This is a genomic window from Rhodococcus sp. P4_C10, assembly GCF_056402135.1.
Map to the genome: position 1 here is coordinate 14,153 of NZ_JBFUHZ010000007.1, position 20,645 is coordinate 34,797.

The 20,645-nt window shown below is 68.1% G+C and carries 17 protein-coding genes and 3 tRNA genes; 12 read left to right on the top strand and 8 right to left on the bottom strand.

Translation table 11 applies throughout. The features are described from left to right. Nucleotides 1–79 precede the first annotated feature (79 nt). From AC1DWC_RS05770 to AC1DWC_RS05785, 4 genes are all read right to left on the bottom strand, one after another. Nucleotides 80–1,771 carry a PHA/PHB synthase family protein gene (locus AC1DWC_RS05770; protein ID WP_477906574.1) on the bottom strand — a complete coding sequence of 564 codons (1,692 nt, stop codon included), beginning with the start codon at nucleotides 1,769–1,771 and terminating at the stop codon, nucleotides 80–82. After that, nucleotides 1,764–2,246, bottom strand: a complete 483-nt coding sequence (locus AC1DWC_RS05775) for a MaoC family dehydratase (protein ID WP_477906575.1) — start codon at nucleotides 2,244–2,246, stop codon at nucleotides 1,764–1,766. Before AC1DWC_RS05775 ends, AC1DWC_RS05770 begins: the two co-directional genes overlap by 8 nt. An 804-nt stretch (nucleotides 2,247–3,050) precedes the next feature. Next, nucleotides 3,051–4,892, bottom strand: a complete 1,842-nt coding sequence (gene ilvD, locus AC1DWC_RS05780) for a dihydroxy-acid dehydratase (RefSeq protein WP_477906576.1) — start codon at nucleotides 4,890–4,892, stop codon at nucleotides 3,051–3,053. 163 nt (nucleotides 4,893–5,055) lie between these two features. Continuing rightward, the gene (locus tag AC1DWC_RS05785) at nucleotides 5,056–5,559 is read right to left on the bottom strand and encodes a PH domain-containing protein (protein WP_477906577.1); all 504 of its coding nucleotides are present in this window, start codon (nucleotides 5,557–5,559) and stop codon (nucleotides 5,056–5,058) included. Nucleotides 5,560–5,841: 282 nt separating this feature from the next. Here AC1DWC_RS05785 and AC1DWC_RS05790 point away from each other — a divergent pair, with 282 nt between their 5' ends. The 5 genes from AC1DWC_RS05790 (at nucleotide 5,842) to AC1DWC_RS05810 (ending at nucleotide 12,351) form a co-directional block, all read left to right on the top strand. Beyond that, entirely contained in the window at nucleotides 5,842–7,791 is a 1,950-nt protein-coding gene (locus AC1DWC_RS05790; protein WP_477906578.1) for an acetolactate synthase large subunit, read from the top strand. After that, nucleotides 7,788–8,291, top strand: coding sequence for an acetolactate synthase small subunit (gene ilvN / locus AC1DWC_RS05795; RefSeq protein ID WP_072845140.1), 504 nt, complete (start codon nucleotides 7,788–7,790; stop codon nucleotides 8,289–8,291). The genes AC1DWC_RS05790 and ilvN overlap by 4 nt, the downstream gene beginning before the upstream one ends. A gap of 82 nt (nucleotides 8,292–8,373) precedes the next feature. After that, complete coding sequence (gene ilvC / locus AC1DWC_RS05800; RefSeq protein WP_174556706.1) at nucleotides 8,374–9,375, top strand: ketol-acid reductoisomerase; 1,002 nt, start codon at nucleotides 8,374–8,376, stop codon at nucleotides 9,373–9,375. A 260-nt stretch (nucleotides 9,376–9,635) separates the two neighbouring features. Continuing rightward, complete coding sequence (gene serA, locus AC1DWC_RS05805) at nucleotides 9,636–11,228, top strand: phosphoglycerate dehydrogenase (RefSeq protein ID WP_072845142.1); 1,593 nt, start codon at nucleotides 9,636–9,638, stop codon at nucleotides 11,226–11,228. A gap of 109 nt (nucleotides 11,229–11,337) precedes the next feature. Then, nucleotides 11,338–12,351, top strand: coding sequence for a 3-isopropylmalate dehydrogenase (locus tag AC1DWC_RS05810; RefSeq protein WP_477906579.1), 1,014 nt, complete (start codon nucleotides 11,338–11,340; stop codon nucleotides 12,349–12,351). Nucleotides 12,352–12,358: 7 nt separating this feature from the next. On the opposite strand, the gene AC1DWC_RS05815 is transcribed toward AC1DWC_RS05810, so the two are convergent. Then, nucleotides 12,359–13,534: an MFS transporter gene (locus AC1DWC_RS05815; RefSeq protein ID WP_477906580.1), complete on the bottom strand. Its 1,176-nt coding sequence runs from the start codon at nucleotides 13,532–13,534 to the stop codon at nucleotides 12,359–12,361. A gap of 126 nt (nucleotides 13,535–13,660) precedes the next feature. On the opposite strand from AC1DWC_RS05815, the gene AC1DWC_RS05820 reads away from it, so the two are divergent. The 5 genes from AC1DWC_RS05820 (at nucleotide 13,661) to AC1DWC_RS05840 (ending at nucleotide 16,631) form a co-directional block, all read left to right on the top strand. Beyond that, a complete protein-coding gene (locus AC1DWC_RS05820; protein WP_072845144.1) occupies nucleotides 13,661–14,434 on the top strand; it encodes a fumarylacetoacetate hydrolase family protein in 774 nt (257 codons plus the stop codon). A gap of 82 nt (nucleotides 14,435–14,516) precedes the next feature. Next, nucleotides 14,517–15,989, top strand: coding sequence for a glutamate--tRNA ligase (gene gltX / locus AC1DWC_RS05825; protein WP_477906581.1), 1,473 nt, complete (start codon nucleotides 14,517–14,519; stop codon nucleotides 15,987–15,989). Between the two features lie 141 nt (nucleotides 15,990–16,130). Then, nucleotides 16,131–16,202 (top strand) — tRNA-Gln (locus tag AC1DWC_RS05830). 164 nt (nucleotides 16,203–16,366) lie between these two features. Then, nucleotides 16,367–16,442: transfer RNA gene (locus AC1DWC_RS05835), tRNA-Glu, on the top strand. A 116-nt stretch (nucleotides 16,443–16,558) separates the two neighbouring features. Further along, nucleotides 16,559–16,631, top strand: a tRNA-Glu gene (locus tag AC1DWC_RS05840). A 67-nt stretch (nucleotides 16,632–16,698) separates the two neighbouring features. Here AC1DWC_RS05840 and AC1DWC_RS05845 read toward each other — a convergent pair. The 3 genes from AC1DWC_RS05845 to AC1DWC_RS05855 all read right to left on the bottom strand — a co-directional run bounded on the left by AC1DWC_RS05845 (nucleotide 16,699) and on the right by AC1DWC_RS05855 (nucleotide 18,288). Then, a complete protein-coding gene (locus AC1DWC_RS05845) occupies nucleotides 16,699–16,866 on the bottom strand; it encodes a DUF5302 domain-containing protein (RefSeq protein WP_169888322.1) in 168 nt (55 codons plus the stop codon). Nucleotides 16,867–16,943: 77 nt separating this feature from the next. Continuing rightward, entirely contained in the window at nucleotides 16,944–17,441 is a 498-nt protein-coding gene (locus tag AC1DWC_RS05850; protein WP_072845184.1) for a pyridoxamine 5'-phosphate oxidase family protein, read from the bottom strand. 127 nt (nucleotides 17,442–17,568) lie between these two features. Next, nucleotides 17,569–18,288 carry an IclR family transcriptional regulator gene (locus AC1DWC_RS05855; RefSeq protein WP_477839709.1) on the bottom strand — a complete coding sequence of 240 codons (720 nt, stop codon included), beginning with the start codon at nucleotides 18,286–18,288 and terminating at the stop codon, nucleotides 17,569–17,571. A 128-nt stretch (nucleotides 18,289–18,416) separates the two neighbouring features. Here AC1DWC_RS05855 and leuC point away from each other — a divergent pair, with 128 nt between their 5' ends. Continuing rightward, the gene (gene leuC / locus AC1DWC_RS05860; protein WP_477906582.1) at nucleotides 18,417–19,850 is read left to right on the top strand and encodes a 3-isopropylmalate dehydratase large subunit; all 1,434 of its coding nucleotides are present in this window, start codon (nucleotides 18,417–18,419) and stop codon (nucleotides 19,848–19,850) included. 30 nt (nucleotides 19,851–19,880) lie between these two features. Further along, on the top strand, nucleotides 19,881–20,492 hold the full coding sequence (leuD, locus tag AC1DWC_RS05865; RefSeq protein ID WP_477839707.1) for a 3-isopropylmalate dehydratase small subunit: 612 nt from the start codon (nucleotides 19,881–19,883) through the stop codon (nucleotides 20,490–20,492). Nucleotides 20,493–20,645 lie beyond the last annotated feature (153 nt).

Genomic DNA, 20,645 nt, shown 5'->3' on the forward strand with positions numbered 1-20,645 from the left:
CGTGTGCGGCAACAGTCCTTGCCCGCCTACGGCACGTTAGCAGGTTAGCATGATCACTGCTAACTCTCCAGGGTTGCGGTCAGCTGAACACGTACGTGCCCGGTGCGGCGCCGAGCACCTTGTGCCCGGGTCCGCCCATCGGCGGCGGAGCCTGCAGCGCGCCGGCGCGCTGGTTGGACCAGGTCGTCCAGTCCGCCCACCACGACCCCGGGCTCCGCTTCGCCTTCTCCCGCCAGGTCTGCGCGTCGGCCGGCAGGGCGGGCGCCTGCTTGGCGTCGGGGGCGCCCAGAGCCTCGACCCAGCTCTTCTTCCCGGGCGGGTTGACGATGCCGGCGATGTGGCCGCCGTTCGAGAGCACGTAGCGCACCTTGCCGCCGAACAGCCCCGCGCTGGCGTACGACGACGCCCACGGCACGATGTGGTCGTTCTCCGCGCCGATGACGTACACGTCGTTGGTGAAGTTGGACAGCGAGATCTTCTCGTCGCCGATCGTGAACTCGCCCCTGGCCAGTTCGTTGTCCCGGTAGAGCGAACGCAGGTAGCGGCTGTGCATGGCGGCCGGCATCCGGGTGGAGTCCTCGTTCCACACGAGAAGGTCGAAGGCGGCAGGCTTTTCGCCGAGCATCCACCGGCTGACCCAGTAGCCGAAGATCAGGTCGTTCGCGCGGAGCAGGTCGAAGGTCAGGCTCATGTCCTCGCCCGCGAGGTAGCCGTTCTTCCCCATGATGATGTCGATCTTGTACAGCGTCTCCGGGTCGGAGATCAACCCGAGTTCACCCGGCTCGCTGTAGTCGAGGAGCGTGTTGATCAGGGTCAGGGTCCCCATCCGCTGGTCGCCCTTGCCGGCAAAGTGCCCGGCCGCGATCGCGGACATGGCCCCGCCGAGGCACAGGCCCGCGATGTCGACCCGCGGAGCCCCGGTGATCTCCAGGACCGCGTCCATCGCCGCGTCGATGCCCTGGTCGAGGTAGTCCTCGAACGTCACTGCGCCCATCGACTCGTCCGGGTTCCGGTACGAGATCGCGAACACGGTGCGGTTGTGCTGGACGGCCCACTCGAGGTAGCTGCGGTCCGGACCGATGTCCATGATGTAGTACTTGTTGATCCAGGGCGGGCAGGCCAGCAGAGGGATCTCGTGTACCTGTGTGGTCTGCGGCGCGTACTGGATCAGCTCGATCATCTCGTTGCGGAAGACGACCTTGCCCTCGGTCGCGGCCATGTTCTCGCCGACAGTGAAGGCGTCATGGTCCACCCGCAACGGCCGGCCGCCGCGCTTGACGAGGTCCTCCAGCGCGTAGCCCGCGCCGCGGACCAAGGACTTGCCGCCGGTCTGGATCGCCCGGGTGAGCACCGTCGGGTTCGTCAACGGCGAGTTGGTCGGGGCCGCCGCGTCGAGTGCGAGGTGCGCGAACTGGCGTGCCTTGGCCGCGGTGAACTCGTCCTCGGTGCCGGCGTCGACCAGGTCGTCGACGAAGGTCCGTGTGGTCAGGTAGGACTGCAGCAGGGCGAAGTACGCGGGGTTCTCCCGCCACGCGGGATCGCGGAAGCGGTTGTCGCACTCGCTCACCGACTGCGGCGCCGAGGCCTCGGTGCCGAGGGCGACCCGCAGGGTCGCCGGCGGAATCTGGGCCAGGGTCCGTGCCAGCCGGCCGGTCGCCGCCGTCACCTCCGCCGGGTTCTTGATCGCGTTCTTCGACACCGACCCGGTTGCCGAGAACCAGCCGACGGGGTCCACCTTGGCGCCGATCCGGCGCTGCAGATTCTCAAGCATTGCCGCCACCGTTCGTCCCATTTGTCGTCGAGTCGGGGCTGTCGCCGAAGTAGCGCAGGATCATTTCGCACACGCAGACCGGCCGGTCGATGCCCGCCACGTCGAAGGTCAGCTTGACCGTCAACTGGTGTCCACCCGGGACCGGATCGACCGACAGCACGGTCGCGGTGGCGCCGACCTCGGAGCCGACCGGGACGGGGGCGGGAAAGCGCACCTTGTTGAGTCCGTAGTTGATCACCTGCACGGAGTCGGTGACCTCGAGGATGCCCCAGAACAACTCCACGGCGAGCGACAAGGTCAGGTAGCCGTGCGCGATGGTGGTGCCGAACGGGCCCTGGGCGGCTCGAACGGGATCCACATGGATCCACTGGTGGTCGTTTGTCGCGTCGGCGAAGGTGTCGATGCGTTGCTGAGATATCAGTACCCGCGAAGAACCCGCGAGCGCCTTCCCCTCGAGATCAGCAAGATCGCCCATCGTCACCCTGTGCACGGCACAGCCAACGGTATTACTGGAACTCATTTCATCCCCTGTGTCGATTTCCCAATTGCTCCAGACCGCACCCGTGGAGCAAATTCCGGGGTTCGCTGAAACAATTCAGTGCATCTGGATAACGAAATACCAGGGCCTCGGAATTGTGGCCGAGGCAGACGGTAAGCGATGTGCGCGGAGGGCGCCAGACATGTATCTCGGCTGGCGGAACCGGGTCGATGCCCAGTCGGGGGCACTTTTCGTGGTCCCGTTGTCGCATTTCTCCGGATTGTCTGCCGTAAGAAACTGCGAGGCTACCTATGGGTAGAAATCGCGGTTCATTCGATACTTCGCGGTAAATTACCGAAAAGTAGTATTGCGCCGAATTATGTGTGAACTTGCGTTTCTCAAAACTAGAATCCAGGGTGCAAGTATGCGGTCAGCACGCCTTATTCGATTACGTCACGCGGTGTCCGCGGGCGCCCGGTGCGGCCGGATCGTGACCGGCGGCGGGCGGGTTTCGGGTGCGGCTTCCGTGCGGGTTCCCGTCGCCCGGTGGCGGGTCGAGGTCGGCCGTGGGCGTCGCCCGAGGCCGGGCGCGGGGTGTCGGTGCGAGCCCGGGGATGTCGGCGGCCGGCGGATGAGTTCATGTGACGGAACTAACAGTCAGGTGTCGACAGTGACGGAGGTCGGACACAGCGGCAAGCGCCCTCGCGACGCCCCGGGCGCACGACTCGGCCCCGCCACCCACCGCGTCCGAATGGGACGGGAGGGTGACGGGGCCGAGGGATTTCCGGGGCTGCCGGTTGCTCAGGGGACGTAGCGGACGGCGCCCTTGTCTGCCGACGTGGCGAGCGCGGCGTAGGCCCGCAACGCGGTCGTGACGGTGCGCTGACGGTCCACGGGCTGCCAGGGGCGCTCGGAGGCCTCCATCTTCGCGCGACGCTCGGCGAGCGCCGCGTCGTCGACGAGGATCTCGAGGGTGCGGGTGGCGACGTCGATGCGAACCTGGTCACCGGTCTCCACCAGGCCGATCACGCCACCGGCGGCGGCCTCCGGCGAGATGTGCCCGATGGACAGTCCCGAGGTGCCACCGGAGAAGCGGCCGTCGGTGATCAGGGCGCACTCCTTGCCCAGGCCCGCGCCCTTCAGGAACGCGGTGGGGTGCAGCATCTCCTGCATGCCCGGCCCGCCCTTCGGTCCCTCGTAGCGCACCACCAGGACGTCGCCCGGCTTGATCTTCTTCTGCAGGATCACCGAGACTGCCTCTTCCTGTGACTCGACGACGAGCGCCGGCCCCTGGAAGGAGAACAGTTCCTCGTCGATGCCCGCGGTCTTGAGGATCGCGCCGTCGACGGCGATGTTGCCGCGCAGCACGACCAGGCCGCCCTCGACGGTGTAGGCGTGCTCGACGTCGCGGATGCAGCCGCCCGCGGCGTCGGTGTCCAGCGCGGACCAACGGTTGGCCGTCGAGAACGGCTCCGTGGTGCGCACCCCGCCCGGCGCCGCATGGAAGAGTTCGAGTGCTTCCTCGGAAGCCTTGCCGGAGCGGATGTCCCAGGTGTCGAGCCACTCGTCGAAACTCTTGGTGTGCACCGTCGAGACGTCCGTCTCGAGCATTCCGCCGCGCCGCAACTCGCCGAGCAGGGCCGGGATTCCGCCGGCCCGGTGCACGTCCTCCATGTGGTAGTCGGAGTTGGGGGAGACCTTCGACAGGCAGGGGACCTTGCGGCTGATCGCGTCGATGGTGTCGAGGTCGAAGTCGACCTCGCCCTCCTGGGCGGCGGCGAGGGTGTGCAGCACGGTGTTCGTCGACCCGCCCATGGCGACGTCGAGTGCCATCGCGTTGCGGAACGCGGCCGGCGTCGCGATGTTGCGGGGCAGCACCGACTCGTCCTCGTCGCGGTAGTACCGGAGCGCGGCCTCGACGACGACGGTGCCGGCGCGGGAGAACAGGGCGCGCCGGGCCTCGTGGGTGGCCAGCGTGGAGCCGTTGCCGGGCAGTGCCAGGCCGAGCGCCTCGGTGAGGCAGTTCATCGAGTTGGCGGTGAACATGCCCGAGCAGGAGCCGCAGGTGGGGCACGCGCTGCGCTCGACCTCGTCGAGGCCTTCCTCGGAGACGGCGTCGTTGGCGGATGCGGAGATGGCCGTGATCAGGTCGGTGGGAGCCTGTGCGACGCCGCCGACCACCACTGCCTTGCCGGCTTCCATCGGTCCGCCGGAGACGAAGACCGTCGGGATGTTCAGGCGCATTGCGGCGTTGAGCATGCCCGGGGTGATCTTGTCGCAGTTCGAGATGCAGACGAGGGCGTCGGCGGTGTGCGCGTTCGCCATGTACTCGACCGAGTCGGCGATGATCTCGCGGCTGGGCAGCGAGTAGAGCATGCCGCCGTGACCCATCGCGATGCCGTCGTCGACAGCGATGGTGTGGAACTCGCGCGGGACGCCGCCCGCCTCGCGGATCGCCTCGGCGACAATGTCGCCCACGTTCTTGAGGTGCACGTGGCCGGGCACGAACTGCGTGTAGGAGTTCGCGACGGCGACGATCGGCTTGCCGAAGTCGGAGTCCGTCATTCCGGTGGCGCGCCACAGGGATCGGGCTCCGGCGGCATTGCGGCCGATGGTGGTGGTGCGTGACCTCAACGGGGGCATGGGGTGTCCTTCACTATCTGGGGATCCGCTGGTGTGGGGATCGGTCGACGTGACGCGAGCGTAGGCACCCGGCCTGCGGGGGCTGCCGCAGAACGGACCGCGATGACATCAACGGACCGACCGTGTAGACGTCGAGTGCTGTCCGCGCAACGGTACTCGCGTCTCAGTGGGCGTCGGTGTCCGGCTCGGTGCCGGTGGGGCCGTCGGGCTCGGTGTCGGTCTCGGCTTCAGCCTGCGCGGCTTCGCGGGCGGCGCGGTCGGCCGCGGCGTACGGATCGGTGACCCGGCCGCCGCTGGCTGCGGCCAGTTGGGGGAGTCGGCCGAAGGTGACCACGGGGAGCGTGACCTCGCTGCCGTCGGTCAGCTCCGCCCGGGCCCAGCCGTGCTTGGGGAAGCGGAAACCCTTGAGCTCGCTCCATTCGATGTTCCGGCTGGAGAACATCCGGTGCACTCGCAGGCCGTCGGGGGAGACGACGGTGCGCACTCGCAGGGTCCACACCAGGACGGCGACCGGGACGAGCCACAGGACGGACACCCAGGGCGGGCTCGCGAAGATGACGAAGGTGAGGCCGAACGCCAGCATGAGGACGGGCAGGATCGAGAGCTTGGAGATGTGTATGGACTGCTCGACCGGTTCGGCGGTGTGGGAGGATGGGCGTGGTGGCACGGGCTGCGATGGGGATGACACAGCACCATCCTCGCATCGCCGCCAGCGCTCTCACATTCTGGGACAGAGAACTCACCAGGTTGACTGTTCATCCTTGATGCGCCTACCTTCGAGCGCGTGAAGCAGAATGAGTTGCTCGTAATCGGCTGGCGCGTCGTCGCCTGAGTCGATACCCGTCAACTCGCAAGCACGACGCGCCACCCTCGTACAGCATGAATTGCTGACGGGGGTTTTTTCTTGCCCGGAGCTAGCTTCAAAACTTCAAGACCAGAGGATTACGTAGTGAGCGCACCAATCGCACGGCCGCAGCCCACGCCGCGCAAGGCGGGGGCGACGGCTCAGCCCGCCCCGACAACCGCAGCAACCCAGCCCGGCGCCCGCCGCCAGGTCGCCCCGGAGCGCGTGTCCGGCGCGCAGTCCGTGGTTCGGGCCCTCGAGGAGCTCGAGGTCGACACCGTCTTCGGGATCCCCGGTGGCGCAGTGCTGCCCGTGTACGACCCGCTCTTCGACTCGAAGAAGGTCCGTCACGTCCTGGTCCGTCACGAGCAGGGCGCCGGCCACGCCGCGACCGGCTACGCACAGGCAACCGGGAAGGTCGGCGTCTGCATGGCCACCTCCGGCCCCGGCGCGACCAACCTGGTGACGCCGCTGGCCGACGCGCAGATGGACTCCGTCCCGGTCGTCGCGATCACCGGTCAGGTCGCGCGCAGCCTCATCGGCACCGACGGCTTCCAGGAAGCCGACATCTCCGGCATCACGATGCCGATCACCAAGCACAACTTCCTCATCACCGACGCGATCGACATCCCGCGCATCATCGCGGAGGCCTTCTACCTGGCGTCCAGCGGTCGACCGGGTGCGGTCCTCGTCGACATCCCGAAGGACATCCTGCAGGCGCAGACCACCTTCTCGTGGCCGCCGGAGATGCGGCTGCCGGGCTACCGTCCGGTCAGCAAGCCGCACGGCAAGCAGGTCCGCGAGGCGGCCCGGCTGATCGCCGACGCCAAGTCGCCCGTGCTCTACGTCGGCGGCGGCGTCATCAAGGCCAACGCGTCCGCGGAACTGATCGAGCTGGCGGAGCTGACCGGGATTCCCGTCGTGACCACCCTGATGGCCCGCGGCGCCTTCCCGGACAGCCACCAGCTGCACTGCGGCATGCCCGGCATGCACGGCAAGGTCTCGGCCGTCGCGGCGCTGCAGAAGAGCGACCTGCTGATCACCCTCGGTGCCCGTTTCGACGACCGGGTCACCGGCCAGCTCACCTCCTTCGCGCCCGACGCCAAGGTGATCCATGCGGACATCGACCCGGCCGAGATCGGCAAGAACCGGTACGCGGACGTGCCGATCGTCGGTGACTGCAAGGAGGTCATCGTCGAGCTGATCGAGGCGATCCGGGCCGACATGGCCACCGGCACCACCACCGACCTGACCGAGTGGTGGGCGTACCTCGACGGCCTGCGCAAGACCTACCCGCTGGCGTACACACGCCCCTCGGACGGCGCGCTCTCGCCCGAGTTCGTGATCGAGGCGGTCGGCCGGCTCGCCGGTCCCGACGCGATCTACTGCGCCGGCGTCGGCCAGCACCAGATGTGGGCCGCGCAGTTCGTCAACTACGAGAAGCCGCGCACCTGGCTGAACTCCGGCGGTCTCGGCACCATGGGCTACGCCGTGCCTGCCGCGATGGGCGCCAAGATGGGCCGGCCTGAGGCCGAGGTGTGGGCCATCGACGGCGACGGCTGCTTCCAGATGACCAACCAGGAACTGGCGACCTGTGCCCTCGAAGGCGTGCCGATCAAGGTCGCGCTGGTCAACAACGGCAACCTCGGCATGGTCCGGCAGTGGCAGACCCTCTTCTACGAGGAGCGCTACTCCAACACCAACCTCGGTACCCACGGCGCGGTCCGGATCCCTGACTTCGTGAAGCTGGCGGAGGCGTTGGGCTGCCACGGAATCCGGGTCGAGCGCGAGGAGGACGTGGAGGCCGCGATCCGCGAGGCGCAGTCGATCAACGACAAGCCCGTGGTGATCGACTTCATCGTGAGCGACGACGCCCAGGTGTGGCCGATGGTCGCCGCGGGCACCAGCAACGACGAGATCATGGCGGCCCGGGGAATCCGGCCGCTCTTCGACGACGACGAACTGGCCGCCGAGCCTGCCGTCATCCACGAGGCCATGGAGCGCGAGCAGCAGTTCGTCGATTCGGCCGCCACGGACAGCGAGGACAACAAGTGAGCACGAGTCACACCCTGAGCGTTCTCGTCGAGGACAAGCCGGGGGTGCTGGCCCGCGTGGCCGCGCTGTTCTCCCGTCGGGGCTTCAACATCGAGTCCCTCGCGGTCGGGGCGACCGAGCTCCCCGAGGTCTCCCGTATGACCATCGTCGTCACCGTCGACGAGTTCCCGCTCGAGCAGGTCACCAAGCAGCTCAACAAGCTGGTGAACGTGCTCAAGATCGTCGAGCAGGAAGGCGACGCCTCCGTCGCGCGCGAGCTGGTCCTGATCAAGGTCCGGGCCGACGCGAGCGTCCGCACACAGGTTCTCGAGACCGTGAACCTGTTCCGCGCCAAGGTGATCGACGTCTCCACCGAGTCGTTGACCATCGAGGCGACCGGTACCCGCTCGAAGCTCGACGCGCTGCTGCGGATGCTGGACCCGTACGGCATCCGTGAGATCGTGCAGTCCGGCGTCGTTGCGGTCGGACGTGGGCCCAAGTCGATCACGGCGGCTCGCTAGTACCTTAAGTGCACGAACCAGGCTTCATTTCAGAACTTTTTCAAAGATCCCCAGAGGAGAGGTAATACCAGTGGCAGTCGAGATGTTCTACGACGATGACGCCGACCTGTCGATCATCCAGGGCCGCAAGGTCGCTGTGATCGGTTACGGCAGCCAGGGCCACGCGCACTCGCTGAGCCTGCGCGACTCGGGCGTCGATGTGCGCATCGGCCTCAAGGAGGGCTCGAAGTCTCGCGCCAAGGCCGAGGAGCAGGGCCTGACCGTCGGCACGCCGGCGGAGGTGTCCGAGTGGGCCGACGTGATCATGGTGCTCGCGCCCGACACCGCCCAGGCGTCGATCTTCACCAACGACATCGAGCCGAACCTGAAGGACGGCGACGCGCTGTTCTTCGGCCACGGCCTCAACATCCACTTCGATCTGATCAAGGCTCCGGAGTTCGTCACGGTCGGCATGGTCGCCCCCAAGGGCCCCGGCCACCTGGTGCGTCGTCAGTTCGTCGACGGCAAGGGCGTCCCGGCGCTCATCGCCGTCGACCAGGACCCGAAGGGTGAGGGCCAGGCCCTCGCGCTGTCCTACGCCAAGGCGATCGGTGGCACCCGCGCGGGCGTCATCAAGACCACCTTCAAGGAAGAGACCGAGACGGACCTCTTCGGCGAGCAGGCCGTGCTCTGCGGCGGCACCGAGGAGCTCGTCAAGACGGGCTTCGAGGTCATGGTCGAGGCCGGCTACGCGCCCGAGATGGCGTACTTCGAGGTGCTGCACGAGCTCAAGCTCATCGTCGACCTCATGTACGAGGGCGGCATCGCGCGCATGAACTACTCGGTGTCCGACACCGCGGAGTTCGGCGGCTACCTCTCCGGCCCGCGCGTCATCGACGCCGGCACCAAGGAGCGCATGAAGGCGATCCTGGCGGACATCCAGTCCGGCGAGTTCACCCGTCGCCTGGTCGCCAACGTCGAGAACGGCAACACCGAGCTCGAGGGCCTGCGCAAGGCCAACGCCGAGCACCCCATCGAGGTCACCGGCAAGAAGCTGCGCGACCTGATGAGCTGGGTCGATCGCCCGATCACCGAAACTGCCTAGTCAGTAGGCAGGACCTGCGCTCCGGCCGTCGCGCCGCAGCACGCACCTGAACCCGGTGCCGCTTCCGGACAGTCTCGACTGTCGACGAAGCGGCACCGGGTTTTTGGCGTTCGGAGTGCCCACTATGTGGTATCCGGCCCCCACGAGGTGGATTGGCCGGGGCCGGAGACTAAGCTGTCCGGGTCACGGCTGACGTGGGCGCCCGGTGCGGCGGCTGGCCGTGGTCGATCCGCCCGACATCTACCGCAGGGAGTTCACTCGTGAGCCAGAATGGCCGGCCCGTAGTCCTCATCGCCGACAAGCTTGCACAATCGACCGTCGATGCGCTCGGAGACGGTGTCGAGGTTCGCTGGGTCGACGGCCCGGACCGCCCGGCGCTCCTCGCCGCAGTCCCGGAGGCCGACGCCCTGCTGGTCCGCTCCGCGACCACCGTCGACGCCGAGGTCCTCGCCGTGGCGCCGAAGCTCAAGATCGTCGGCCGCGCCGGCGTCGGACTGGACAACGTCGACATCCCGGCCGCGACCGAGCGCGGTGTGATGGTCGTCAACGCGCCGACCTCCAACATCCACTCCGCCGCCGAGCATGCCGTCTCGCTGCTGCTCTCGACCGCGCGCCAGATCCCGGCCGCCGACCGCACGCTGCGTGAGAAGACCTGGAAGCGCTCGAGCTTCAACGGCACCGAGATCCTCGGCAAGACCGTCGGCGTCGTCGGCCTGGGCCGCATCGGCCAGCTGTTCGCGCAGCGCCTCGCCGCGTTCGAGACCGAGATCATCGCGTACGACCCCTACCTGCCGGCCGCTCGCGCCGCGCAGCTTGGCATCGAGCTCGTCGACATCGACCAGCTGGTCGAGCGCGCCGACTTCATCTCGGTGCACCTGCCCAAGACCAAGGAGACCGCCGGCCTCCTCAACGCCGAGCGTCTGGCCAAGGCCAAGGACGGCGTCATCATCGTCAACGCCGCCCGCGGCGGCCTGATCGACGAGGACGCGCTGTACGACGCGCTCGTGGGCGGCAAGGTTCGCGCCGCCGGCCTCGACGTGTTCAACACCGAGCCGTGCACCGACTCCAAGCTGTTCGACCTCGACAACGTCGTCGTCACCCCGCACCTCGGTGCCTCCACCTCGGAGGCCCAGGACCGCGCGGGCACGGACGTCGCCAAGAGCGTCCTGCTGGCCCTGGCCGGCGAGTTCGTGCCGGACGCCGTCAACGTCTCCGGTGGCCCGGTCGGCGAAGAGGTCGCGCCGTGGCTCGAGCTGGTCCGCAAGCTGGGTCTGCTCGCCGGCACCCTCTCGCCCGAGGCCGTGCAGAACGTGCAGGTCGTCGTCACCGGTGAGCTGTCCGCCGAGAACGTCGAGATCCTCGGCCTCGCGGCCCTGCGCGGCCTGTTCTCGGCCAGCAGCGACGAGGCCGTCACGTTCGTCAACGCCCCGCAGCTCGCCGAGCAGCGCGGCGTGAGCGTCGAGGTGGAGAAGCACAGCGAGGCACAGAGCCACCGCAGCGCCGTCGAGGTGCGCGCGGTCGCGGCCGACGGCACCGTCACCGCCGTCGCGGGCGCGCTGACCGGCCTGCAGCAGGTCGAGAAGATCGTCAACGTCAACGGCCGCAGCTTCGACCTGCGCGCCGAGGGCCACAACATCGTCGTGCACTACGCGGACCGCCCGGGCGTGCTCGGCGTGCTCGGCACCGTGCTCGGCACCGCCGGCATCGACATCCAGGCCGCGGCGCTGAGCCAGGACGTCGAGGGAGAGGGCGCCACCGTCATCCTGCGCGTCGACCGCGTGGTCGGCGACGCCGAGGTCGCGCAGATCGTCGAGAAGCTCGATGCCCGCGTTGCGCAGGTCGACCTGTCCTGATCGGACCTCAGCACCAACCGCGATGGCCGCGATCGTCTTGTACGGTCGCGGCCGTCGTCGCACAGCCCAGTCTTGGTTGCGGCGTCGCCGCGAAGGAAGTGAGTAGTTCATGAAGCTTGCAGTCATTCCCGGTGACGGCATCGGTGTCGAGGTCACGGCCGAGGCACTGAAGGTGCTGCGGAAGCTGGTCCCGGACCTGGAGACCACCGAGTACGACCTCGGTGCGAAGCGCTACAACGCCACCGGCGACCTGCTGCCCGAGGCGGAGCTCGCGGAGATCCGCACCCACGACGCGATCCTGCTCGGCGCCATCGGCGATCCGCGGATCGTGGCCCCGGGCATCCTCGAGCGCGGACTGCTGCTGAACATGCGCTTCCTGCTCGACCACCACGTGAACCTGCGTCCGGCCCGCACGTACCCGGGGTCGAAGTCGCCGCTGGCCGCCAACCCGGACATCGACTTCGTCGTGGTCCGTGAGGGCACGGAGGGGCCGTACACCGGCAACGGCGGCTCGATCCGGATCGGCACCCCGCACGAGGTTGCCACCGAGGTCTCGGTCAACACCTGGTTCGGTGCCGAGCGCGTCGTCCGCGCCGCGTACGAGCTGGCACGGACCCGCCGCAAGCACCTGACGCTGATCCACAAGACCAACGTGCTCTCCAACGCCGGCCGCATCTGGACCCGTGCGATGGAGACCGTGGGCGCCGAGTACCCCGACATCGAGACGGCGTACTGCCACATCGACGCCGCGACCATCTACATGGTCACCGACCCGACGCGCTTCGACGTGATCGTCACCGACAACCTGTTCGGCGACATCATCACCGACCTCGCGGGGGCCGTCACCGGTGGCATCGGCCTGGCCGCGAGCGGCAACATCGACGCGTCGGGCACCAGCCCGTCGATGTTCGAGCCCGTCCACGGCTCCGCGCCCGACATCGCCGGCCAGGGGATCGCCGATCCCACCGCGGCGATCCTGTCGGCCGCGATGCTGCTGCGTCACCTGGGCCGCGAGGACGACGCCGCGCGCATCGAGCGTGCCGTCGAGGCCGACCTGGCCTCGCGCGGTGACGCCCCGATCGTCACCACCGAGGTGGGCGACCGGATCGCCGCCGCCGTCTAGTCCGGCCTCACGCCGTATCGGCAACTCCGCCCGCGAACCGACGAGGTTCGCGGGCGGCGGGGAAGCCGAGCGCGGCGATCAGCGCCCCGAACGCCGGCGGCACCAGCGATGCCGCGAGGTACTGGCTGGTGTTCTGTGCGCCCAGCGCGCGACCGCTCCAGTACGGCCCGGAGATCTCCGCGACGGCCGTGAACGCGAGTCCGTTGTCGGCGACGGTGATCACCGACGCGACCACCAGCAGCGCCACCGAGACGGGGGAGTCGAGCCAGTCGGTGACCGCCAGCGCGAACATGGCGACGGCGGCGGCGACGGCGACCTGACGCAGCGGACCCATCCGGCTGCCGACGCGGTCGGACCAGAAGCCCGCGGCGATGCGTCCGGCCGCGCCCAGCAGCTGGGTGAGGGTGATGAGGATGCCGGCGGACGCCGCGGACCAGTGCCGGTCGGTCATCAGCCAGACCAGCGCGAACGTCCACACCAGGTACTGCGGCACAACCAGCAGCATGGAGACGCCGTGAATGCGCCAGAGCACGGCCTGGTCGCGGTACGGGTTGTCGAGCAGGCCCTGCTCTGCCGCCGCGGCCCGGCTCGGTCGCGGCGGGTCGATCACGAACAGCAGGCAGGCCAGCGCCGCGACCGCGCAGATCGCGGCGGGCACCGCCAGCGCCCAGCCGATGCCGTGTGCCGCGGCCAGGCCGGGAATGGTCAGCGCGGCCACCGCGACGCCGAGCGGCAGGGCCATCTGACGCACGCCCATGGCGAAGCCGCGGCGGTGGGCCGGGAACCAGCCCACCACCACCCGGCCGCTGGCGGCGTTCGCGCTGGACGCCGCCATGCCGCCGAGCAGTAGGAAGATGCCCAGCGCGACGTAGGACGAGCTCGTCGCGGCGGCCGCCGCGGCCAGCGCGGTCGCGGTGAGCCCGATCGCCAGCACCCGCCGTTCGCCGATCCGGTCGACGACGATGCCCCATGCGAAGAGCGTGAACAGGAAGCCGACGGTGGGCGCGGCCGCGATGAGCCCGGCCTGGGGCAGCGACATCCCCGTCTGCGTGGTCAGGGTGGGGATGAGGAACGCGGGGGCGTTGGAGAACACCGCGCCCGCGGCCTGGGCGAGGACGCCGAGGCCGAGCATCGACCATCTGCGGGCGGCGGACAGCTGGCGGTCCGGGGTGACGTCGTTCATCGGCACGTCCCAACATATGAAATAATTATCTTACAAAGTGGATTGTGCCGCGAGTCTATACCCGCCCGGAGCCGCCCCGTGCCGGGGCAGGCGGGTGGGCCGCGGCACGGTCGATAGACTTCGCTCATGCGCCTAGGTCGAATTGCCAGCCCGGACGGGGTCGCCTTTGTTTCCATCGAGGGGGAGGGCGATGCGCAGACGGCGAAGGAGATCGCCGAGCACCCCTTCGGGACACCCACCTTCACCGGCCGCAGCTGGCCCGTCGCAGACGTCCGACTGCTCGCCCCGATCCTTGCGAGCAAGGTCGTGTGCATCGGCAAGAACTACGCGGCGCACGCGGCCGAGATGGGCGGCGAGGCGCCCGAGGACCCGGTGATCTTCCTCAAGCCGAACACCTCGATCGTCGGCCCCGGCGCGCCGATCCTGTTGCCGCCCAGTTCGAACGAGGTTCACTACGAGGGTGAGCTGGCGATCGTGATCGGCCGCCCCTGCAAGGATGTGCCGGCCGCCAAGGCGCTGGACGTGGTGCTCGGCTACACCGTCGCCAACGACGTCTCGGCCCGTGACCACCAGCGGCACGACGGCCAGTGGACGCGCGCGAAGGGGCACGACACCTTCTGCCCGCTCGGACCCTGGATCGAGACCACGCTCGACGCGTCCGACCTGGAGATCAAGACCGAGGTGGGCGGCGAGGTCAAGCAGCGGAGCCGCACTTCGCTGCTCCTGCACGACATTCCGAAGATCATCGAGTGGGTCTCGGCCGTGATGACGCTGCTGCCCGGCGACGTCATCCTCACCGGCACGCCCGAGGGTGTGGGACCGATCGTCGCCGGCGACACCGTCAGCGTGACCATCGAGGGAATCGGCACCCTCACCAACCCGGTGGCGGCCAAGGGCTGAGCCCACGCATCGGATGCCACTGCGCTGGTGGCGGCGACTAGCCTGTAAGGGACCAATCCACCCTCGCAGACCCTAGTGAGCCATGACCACCAGCGAAGTGCGCGTCCGATTCTGTCCGTCTCCCACCGGAACCCCGCATGTCGGGTTGATCCGCACGGCCCTGTTCAACTGGGCCTACGCGCGGCATCACGGTGGCAAGTTCGTGTTCCGGATCGAGGACACCGACGCCGCCCGCGACTCGGAAGAGTCGTACCAGGCGATCCTCGACGCGCTGCGCTGGCTCGGCCTGACCTGGGACGAGGGGCCGGAGGTCGGCGGGCCGCACGAGCCGTACCGGCAGTCGCAGCGCCGCGACCTCCACCTCGAGGTGGTGGCCAAGCTGCTCGCCGCGGGTGAGGCCTACGAGTCCTTCTCGACGCCCGAGGAGGTGGAGGCCCGGCACAAGGCCGCCGGCCGCGACCCGAAGCTCGGCTACGACAACTTCGACCGTGACCTGACGGCCGAGCAGCGGCAGGCGTACCTCGACGAGGGCCGCAAGCCCGTGGTGCGTCTGCGGATGCCCGACCACGACCTGACATGGCACGACCTGGTCCGCGGCGAGACCACCTTCAAGGCCGGCACGGTGCCGGACTTCGCCCTCACCCGCGGCAACGGCGTCCCGCTGTACACCCTGGTGAACCCCGTCGACGACGCGTTGATGAACATCACCCACGTGCTGCGTGGCGAGGACCTGTTGTCCTCCACGCCGCGTCAGCTGGCCCTCTACGAGGCGATGCAGCGCATCGGGGTGGCCGAGTCCACCCCCGAGTTCGGGCACCTGCCCTTCGTGATGGGACAGGGCAACAAGAAGCTCTCCAAGCGCGACCCCGAGTCGAACCTGTTCATCCACCGCGACCGCGGGTTCATCCCCGAGGGCCTGCTCAACTACCTGGCGCTGCTGGGCTGGAGCATCGCGGACGACCACGACGTGTTCAGCCTCGCCGAGATGGTCGAGGCCTTCGACATCTCGAAGGTGAACTCCAATCCGGCCCGCTTCGACCAGAAGAAGGCCGACGCCATCAACGCGGAGCAGATCCGGTTGCTGGCCCCCGAGGACTTCTCCGGCCGTCTGCGCGAGTTCCTGACGATGCACGGCCACCCGGTGGACTCGGTGGACGCCCAGGCCTTCGACGTCGCGGCGGACCTCGTGCAGACCCGCATCGTCGTGCTGTCCGACGCGTGGGACCTGTTGAAGTTCCTCTTCGTGGACGAGTCCGAGTTCGCGATCGACCCCGCGGCCGCCGCCAAGAACCTCGGCGCCGATTCCGCGCCCGTGCTGGACGCCACGATCGCCGCGCTGGACGCGTTGCAGACGTGGGCGACGGCGGACCTGGAGGAGTCGCTCAAGGGCGCCCTGATCGACGGTCTGGAACTCAAGCCGCGCAAGGCGTTCGCCCCGGTGCGCGTCGCGGTGACCGGGTCCCACATCAGCCCGCCGCTGTACGAGTCGATGGAACTGCTCGGTCGCGAGAAGACGCTCGGCCGGCTGCGTTCCGCCCGCGCGCAGCTCGGGTAAATAGCTTCCGATTGGCGGTCAGAGGGCAAATTTGGCCCTCTGACCAGCCGATTTGGAGAAACGGTGGGGGGCTTTGATAGTGTTCTCCTCGTTGGAAGGGAGCGGCCAAGCCGAAAGGCAAGGACGAGCCCGGAACAGCATTGGGGTATGGTGTAATTGGCAACACAGCGGTTTCTGGTACCGCCATTCTAGGTTCGAGTCCTGGTACCCCAGCGGAGAGTTCAGCCAAATTTGGTTTGAAGCCGATTTTGACTCTGAACTCCGGCCAGCTAAGCTAGCCGAGCTTCCACCGTTGATCTGATCCGACAGGATCGTTTCGAAATAGGAAGAGTTCCACCGTGTCGCGAGCATGTGGCGGCGCACCTTGAAAATGTTCTGGCCCCGTCGTCTAGCGGCCTAGGACGCCGCCCTCTCAAGGCGGTAGCGCGGGTTCGAATCCCGTCGGGGCTACCAGGGAATTGCCCTCCGATCAGCGATCGGGGGGTTTTCTTTTGGCGCAGGGTTTCATCCCTGACGCAGGTACCACCCAAGTTCCACGCATCACCGAGATCACGCACCATCAAGTTCCTGGCCCCGTCGTCTAGCGGCCTAGGACGCCGCCCTCTCAAGGCGGTAGCGCGGGTTCGAATCCCGTCGGGGCTACAAATCGAGAGAGACCCTCCGGCTCATGCCGGGGGGTCTCTCTCGTTGTGTCACGCGGTGATACGGCCTATCCGCTCTTGCGGCGGAATTCTCGCTTGTGGTCCGCCGGTCCGTGCGTGTGGTGGATCTTCGAGTCGCCGGCGGTGGCGGCTCCCGGACCCGCGCTCTTCTCGTTCTTGCGGTCGAGCGCCTCGCGGAACTGCTGCTTGATCTGTTCGTTCTCGGACTCGGTCACGATGCGTTCCTCCTGTTTGTCGGTCGCATCGTGACCGTACCGCGGTGACGGCCTCGGGGCCCGTCAATTACCCGTGGTCACAGGTACTGCGCGGTGGTGCCGCCGATCGGCAGCTCGGGCAGGCCGAGCTTGCGGTGGTCCCAGGACCGCACCCGCTCCGGCCTGACCCGCACCGCCACACGCTTGTGCAGCATCATCTCGATGGCCGGGTCGACGTCCGTGGTGTACGGGCCGGTGTAGCGCTCCCAGATGCTCACTCCGACCTGCCACAGCGCGTCGGCGTCGTCGACGATCTCGGCGGTGCCCTCGAAGGACACGCCACGCAGGGTGTCGTAGGTCTGGCCGTCCTCGATCATCACGGTGATCCGGTTGTCGCGGCGGAGGTTCACGGCCTTCTGGGACTTGGACTTCGTCTCGAACCACAGTTCGCCGTCGATCAGCGCGTACCACATGGCGATCAGGTGCGGGGCGCCGTTCGGGCCGACAGTGGCCATGGTGGCGACTCGGCTGCGCTCGACGAATTGCGTGATCTCGGTATCAGCCATCGTGATCTGAGATCGTTGGTTGGTGCCCACTGCGAGGTCCTCCATGGGGATCGGAATCTGTTTCTCGCATGCACTGTGCCACGGCATGGGCCACGGCACAGTGGTTCTCGGCGGGCGCTCCGGAGGCGTCCCCGGGTGAGGGGGCGCCTCCGGGGAGTCAGAGCCGCTTGTGCAGCGCCTCGGCCGCCGCGAGCAGGTCGGCCGCCCAGCGGGCACCCGGCCGACGGCCCATCCGGTCGATGGGGCCGGAGACGGAGATCGCGGCGATCACGACGCCGGCGCGGTCGCGCACGGGTGCGGCCACGCTTGCGACGCCTGCCTCGCGCTCGGCCGCGCTCTGTGCCCATCCGCGCTTGCGTACCTCGACGAGCACCCGCTCGCTGAACAGTGCGTCGGCGAGGACGGTCCGCTGCACCTGGGGGTCCGCCCACGCGAGCAGCACCTTGGCGCCGGAGCCTGCCGTCATCGGCAGCCGGGCGCCGACGAGCACGGTGTCGCGCAGGCCGGTCGGCGGTTCCATGGCCGCGATGCAGACGCGCTGCAGGCCCTCGCGCCGGTACAGCTGGACGCTCTCGCCGGTGATCTCGCGAAGGCGGGGCAGGATGAGTGACGCCGCCTCGAGCAGGCTGTCGTGGGCGGTGGGGGCAAGCTCCGCGAGTCCGGGGCCGGGGCGCCACAACCCGTCGCCGTCGCGGGCCAGGAGTCGGTGGACCTCCAGGCCGACTGCGAGTCGGTGGGCCGTCGCTCGGGGCAGTCCGGTGCGGGCACACAGTTCGCCCAGATTGCACGGCTGCTCGGCCACTGCGTACAGGACCGCCATTGCCTTGTCGAGCACCCCGATCCCGCTGGCAGCGGGAGGGCCGCTATGCTGTCTCATAGGTCGATACTATCTTCTCGAATGCTGAGATGGAAGCTCGGGACGGTTCGCCCGCGAACCGAGAGATGATGGGTGTCGGAGGTTGCCGAGGCCCGGCAGGACCTTCGGCCCGGACGAATCACGAAGAGGTGGAGAGCATGGCGAGCACAGGACGCACCCTGGCGGAGAAGGTGTGGGACGACCACGTCGTCGTCAAGGGTGAGGGCGAGGGTTCCGGGCGCAATCCCGACCTGATCTACATCGACCTGCATCTGGTGCACGAGGTGACCAGCCCGCAGGCCTTCGACGGGCTCCGGCTCGCAGGTCGCCCGTTGCGGCGCCCGGATCTCACGATCGCCACCGAGGACCACAACGTGCCCACCGTGGACATCGACAAGCCGATCGCCGACCCGGTCTCGCGCACCCAGGTCGAGACCCTCCGCCGCAACTGCGAGGAGTTCGGTGTGCGCCTGCACCCGATGGGCGACCTGGACCAGGGCATCGTGCACGTGGTCGGCCCCCAGTTGGGTCTGACCCAGCCCGGCATGACCGTCGTGTGCGGTGACAGCCACACCTCGACGCACGGCGCCTTCGGTGCCCTCGCAATGGGTATCGGCACCAGCGAGGTGGAGCACGTGATGGCGACGCAGACGCTGTCGCTGCGCCCCTTCAAGACGATGGCTGTCACCGTCGACGGCGAGCTGCAGCCCGGGGTGACGAGCAAGGACCTGATCCTCGCCGTGATCGCGAAGATCGGCACCGGCGGCGGTCAGGGCTACGTGCTCGAGTACCGCGGCGAGGCCATCCGGAAGCTGTCGATGGAAGCGCGAATGACCATCTGCAACATGTCCATCGAGGCGGGCGCACGGGCCGGCATGATCGCGCCCGACGAGACGACCTACGAGTTCATCAAGGGTCGCCCGCACGCTCCGCAGGGTGCGGACTGGGATGCGGCCGTGGCGGCCTGGTCACAGCTGAAGACCGACGACGGCGCGGTGTTCGACAACGAGGTGCGCATCGACGCGAACACGTTGACCCCGTTCGTCACCTGGGGCACCAACCCGGGGCAGGGCGCCCCCCTCGGTGAGTCGGTGCCGAACCCGGCGGACATCGTCGACGAGGGCGAGCGGGCCTCGGCCGAGAAGGCGTTGGCCTACATGGGCCTGGAGGCGGGCACACCGCTGCGTGAGGTCGCCGTGGACACCGTGTTCGTCGGATCCTGCACCAACGGGCGCATCGAGGATCTTCGTGAGGTGGCGAGCGTGCTGGAGGGCCGCAAGGTGGCCGACGGCGTGCGGATGCTCATCGTCCCGGGCTCGATGCGGGTGCGAGTCGAGGCCGAGAAGGAGGGCCTGGGCGAGATTTTCACCGCGGCGGGAGCGGAGTGGCGGCAGGCCGGCTGCTCGATGTGCCTCGGGATGAACCCGGACCAGTTGGCACCGGGGGAGCGATCGGCGTCGACCTCCAACCGCAACTTCGAGGGTCGGCAGGGCAAGGGCGGGCGCACTCACCTGGTCTCCCCGCTGGTGGCGGCGGCGACGGCGGTGCGCGGCACGCTGTCCGCACCGGCCGACCTGGACTGAAGACCACTTCGAACGACAGGAGATATCTCGATGGAAGCCTTTACGACTCACACGGGCATCGGCGTCCCCCTGCGGCGGTCCAATGTCGACACCGACCAGATCATTCCGGCGGTCTTCCTAAAGCGCGTCACGCGTACCGGTTTCGAGGACGGGTTGTTCGCCGCCTGGCGTAACGACCCCGGGTTCATCCTCAACATCCCGCCCTACGACAGGGGTTCGGTTCTGGTGGCCGGCCCGGACTTCGGCACCGGCTCCTCCCGCGAGCACGCGGTGTGGGCACTCTCGGACTTCGGATTTCGGGTTGTGATCGCATCTCGGTTCGCAGACATCTTCCGCGGCAACGCCGGCAAGGCGGGTCTGCTGGCGGCTCAGGTGGAGCAGTCCGACGTCGAGTTGCTCTGGAAGGCACTCGAAGAGCAGCCCGGTCTCGAAGTTGTCGTGGATCTCACAGAGCGCACCGTCACAGCCGGAACGTTGGTGGTGCCCTTCACGATTGACGACTACACGCGGTGGCGTCTGCTCGAGGGTCTCGACGACATCGGATTGACGTTGCGCCAGGTAGACGCCATTTCCAGCTTCGAAAAGTCAAGGCCTTCATGGAAACCGGTCACCCTTCCGGCCCGGGTGGACGACGCGAACTGATGTGACGGGCTAACCAAAAACGGGTACCGTCCGGTGTGCCACGCCACTGAGAGCGGCATGAGAATTGGCGTGGCACATAGACTCCTGCTCTTTTCAGGTTTACCGTGATTCATAGTCGGTCCGACAATGGGCCATTTGGTTTGCGGAGGAATA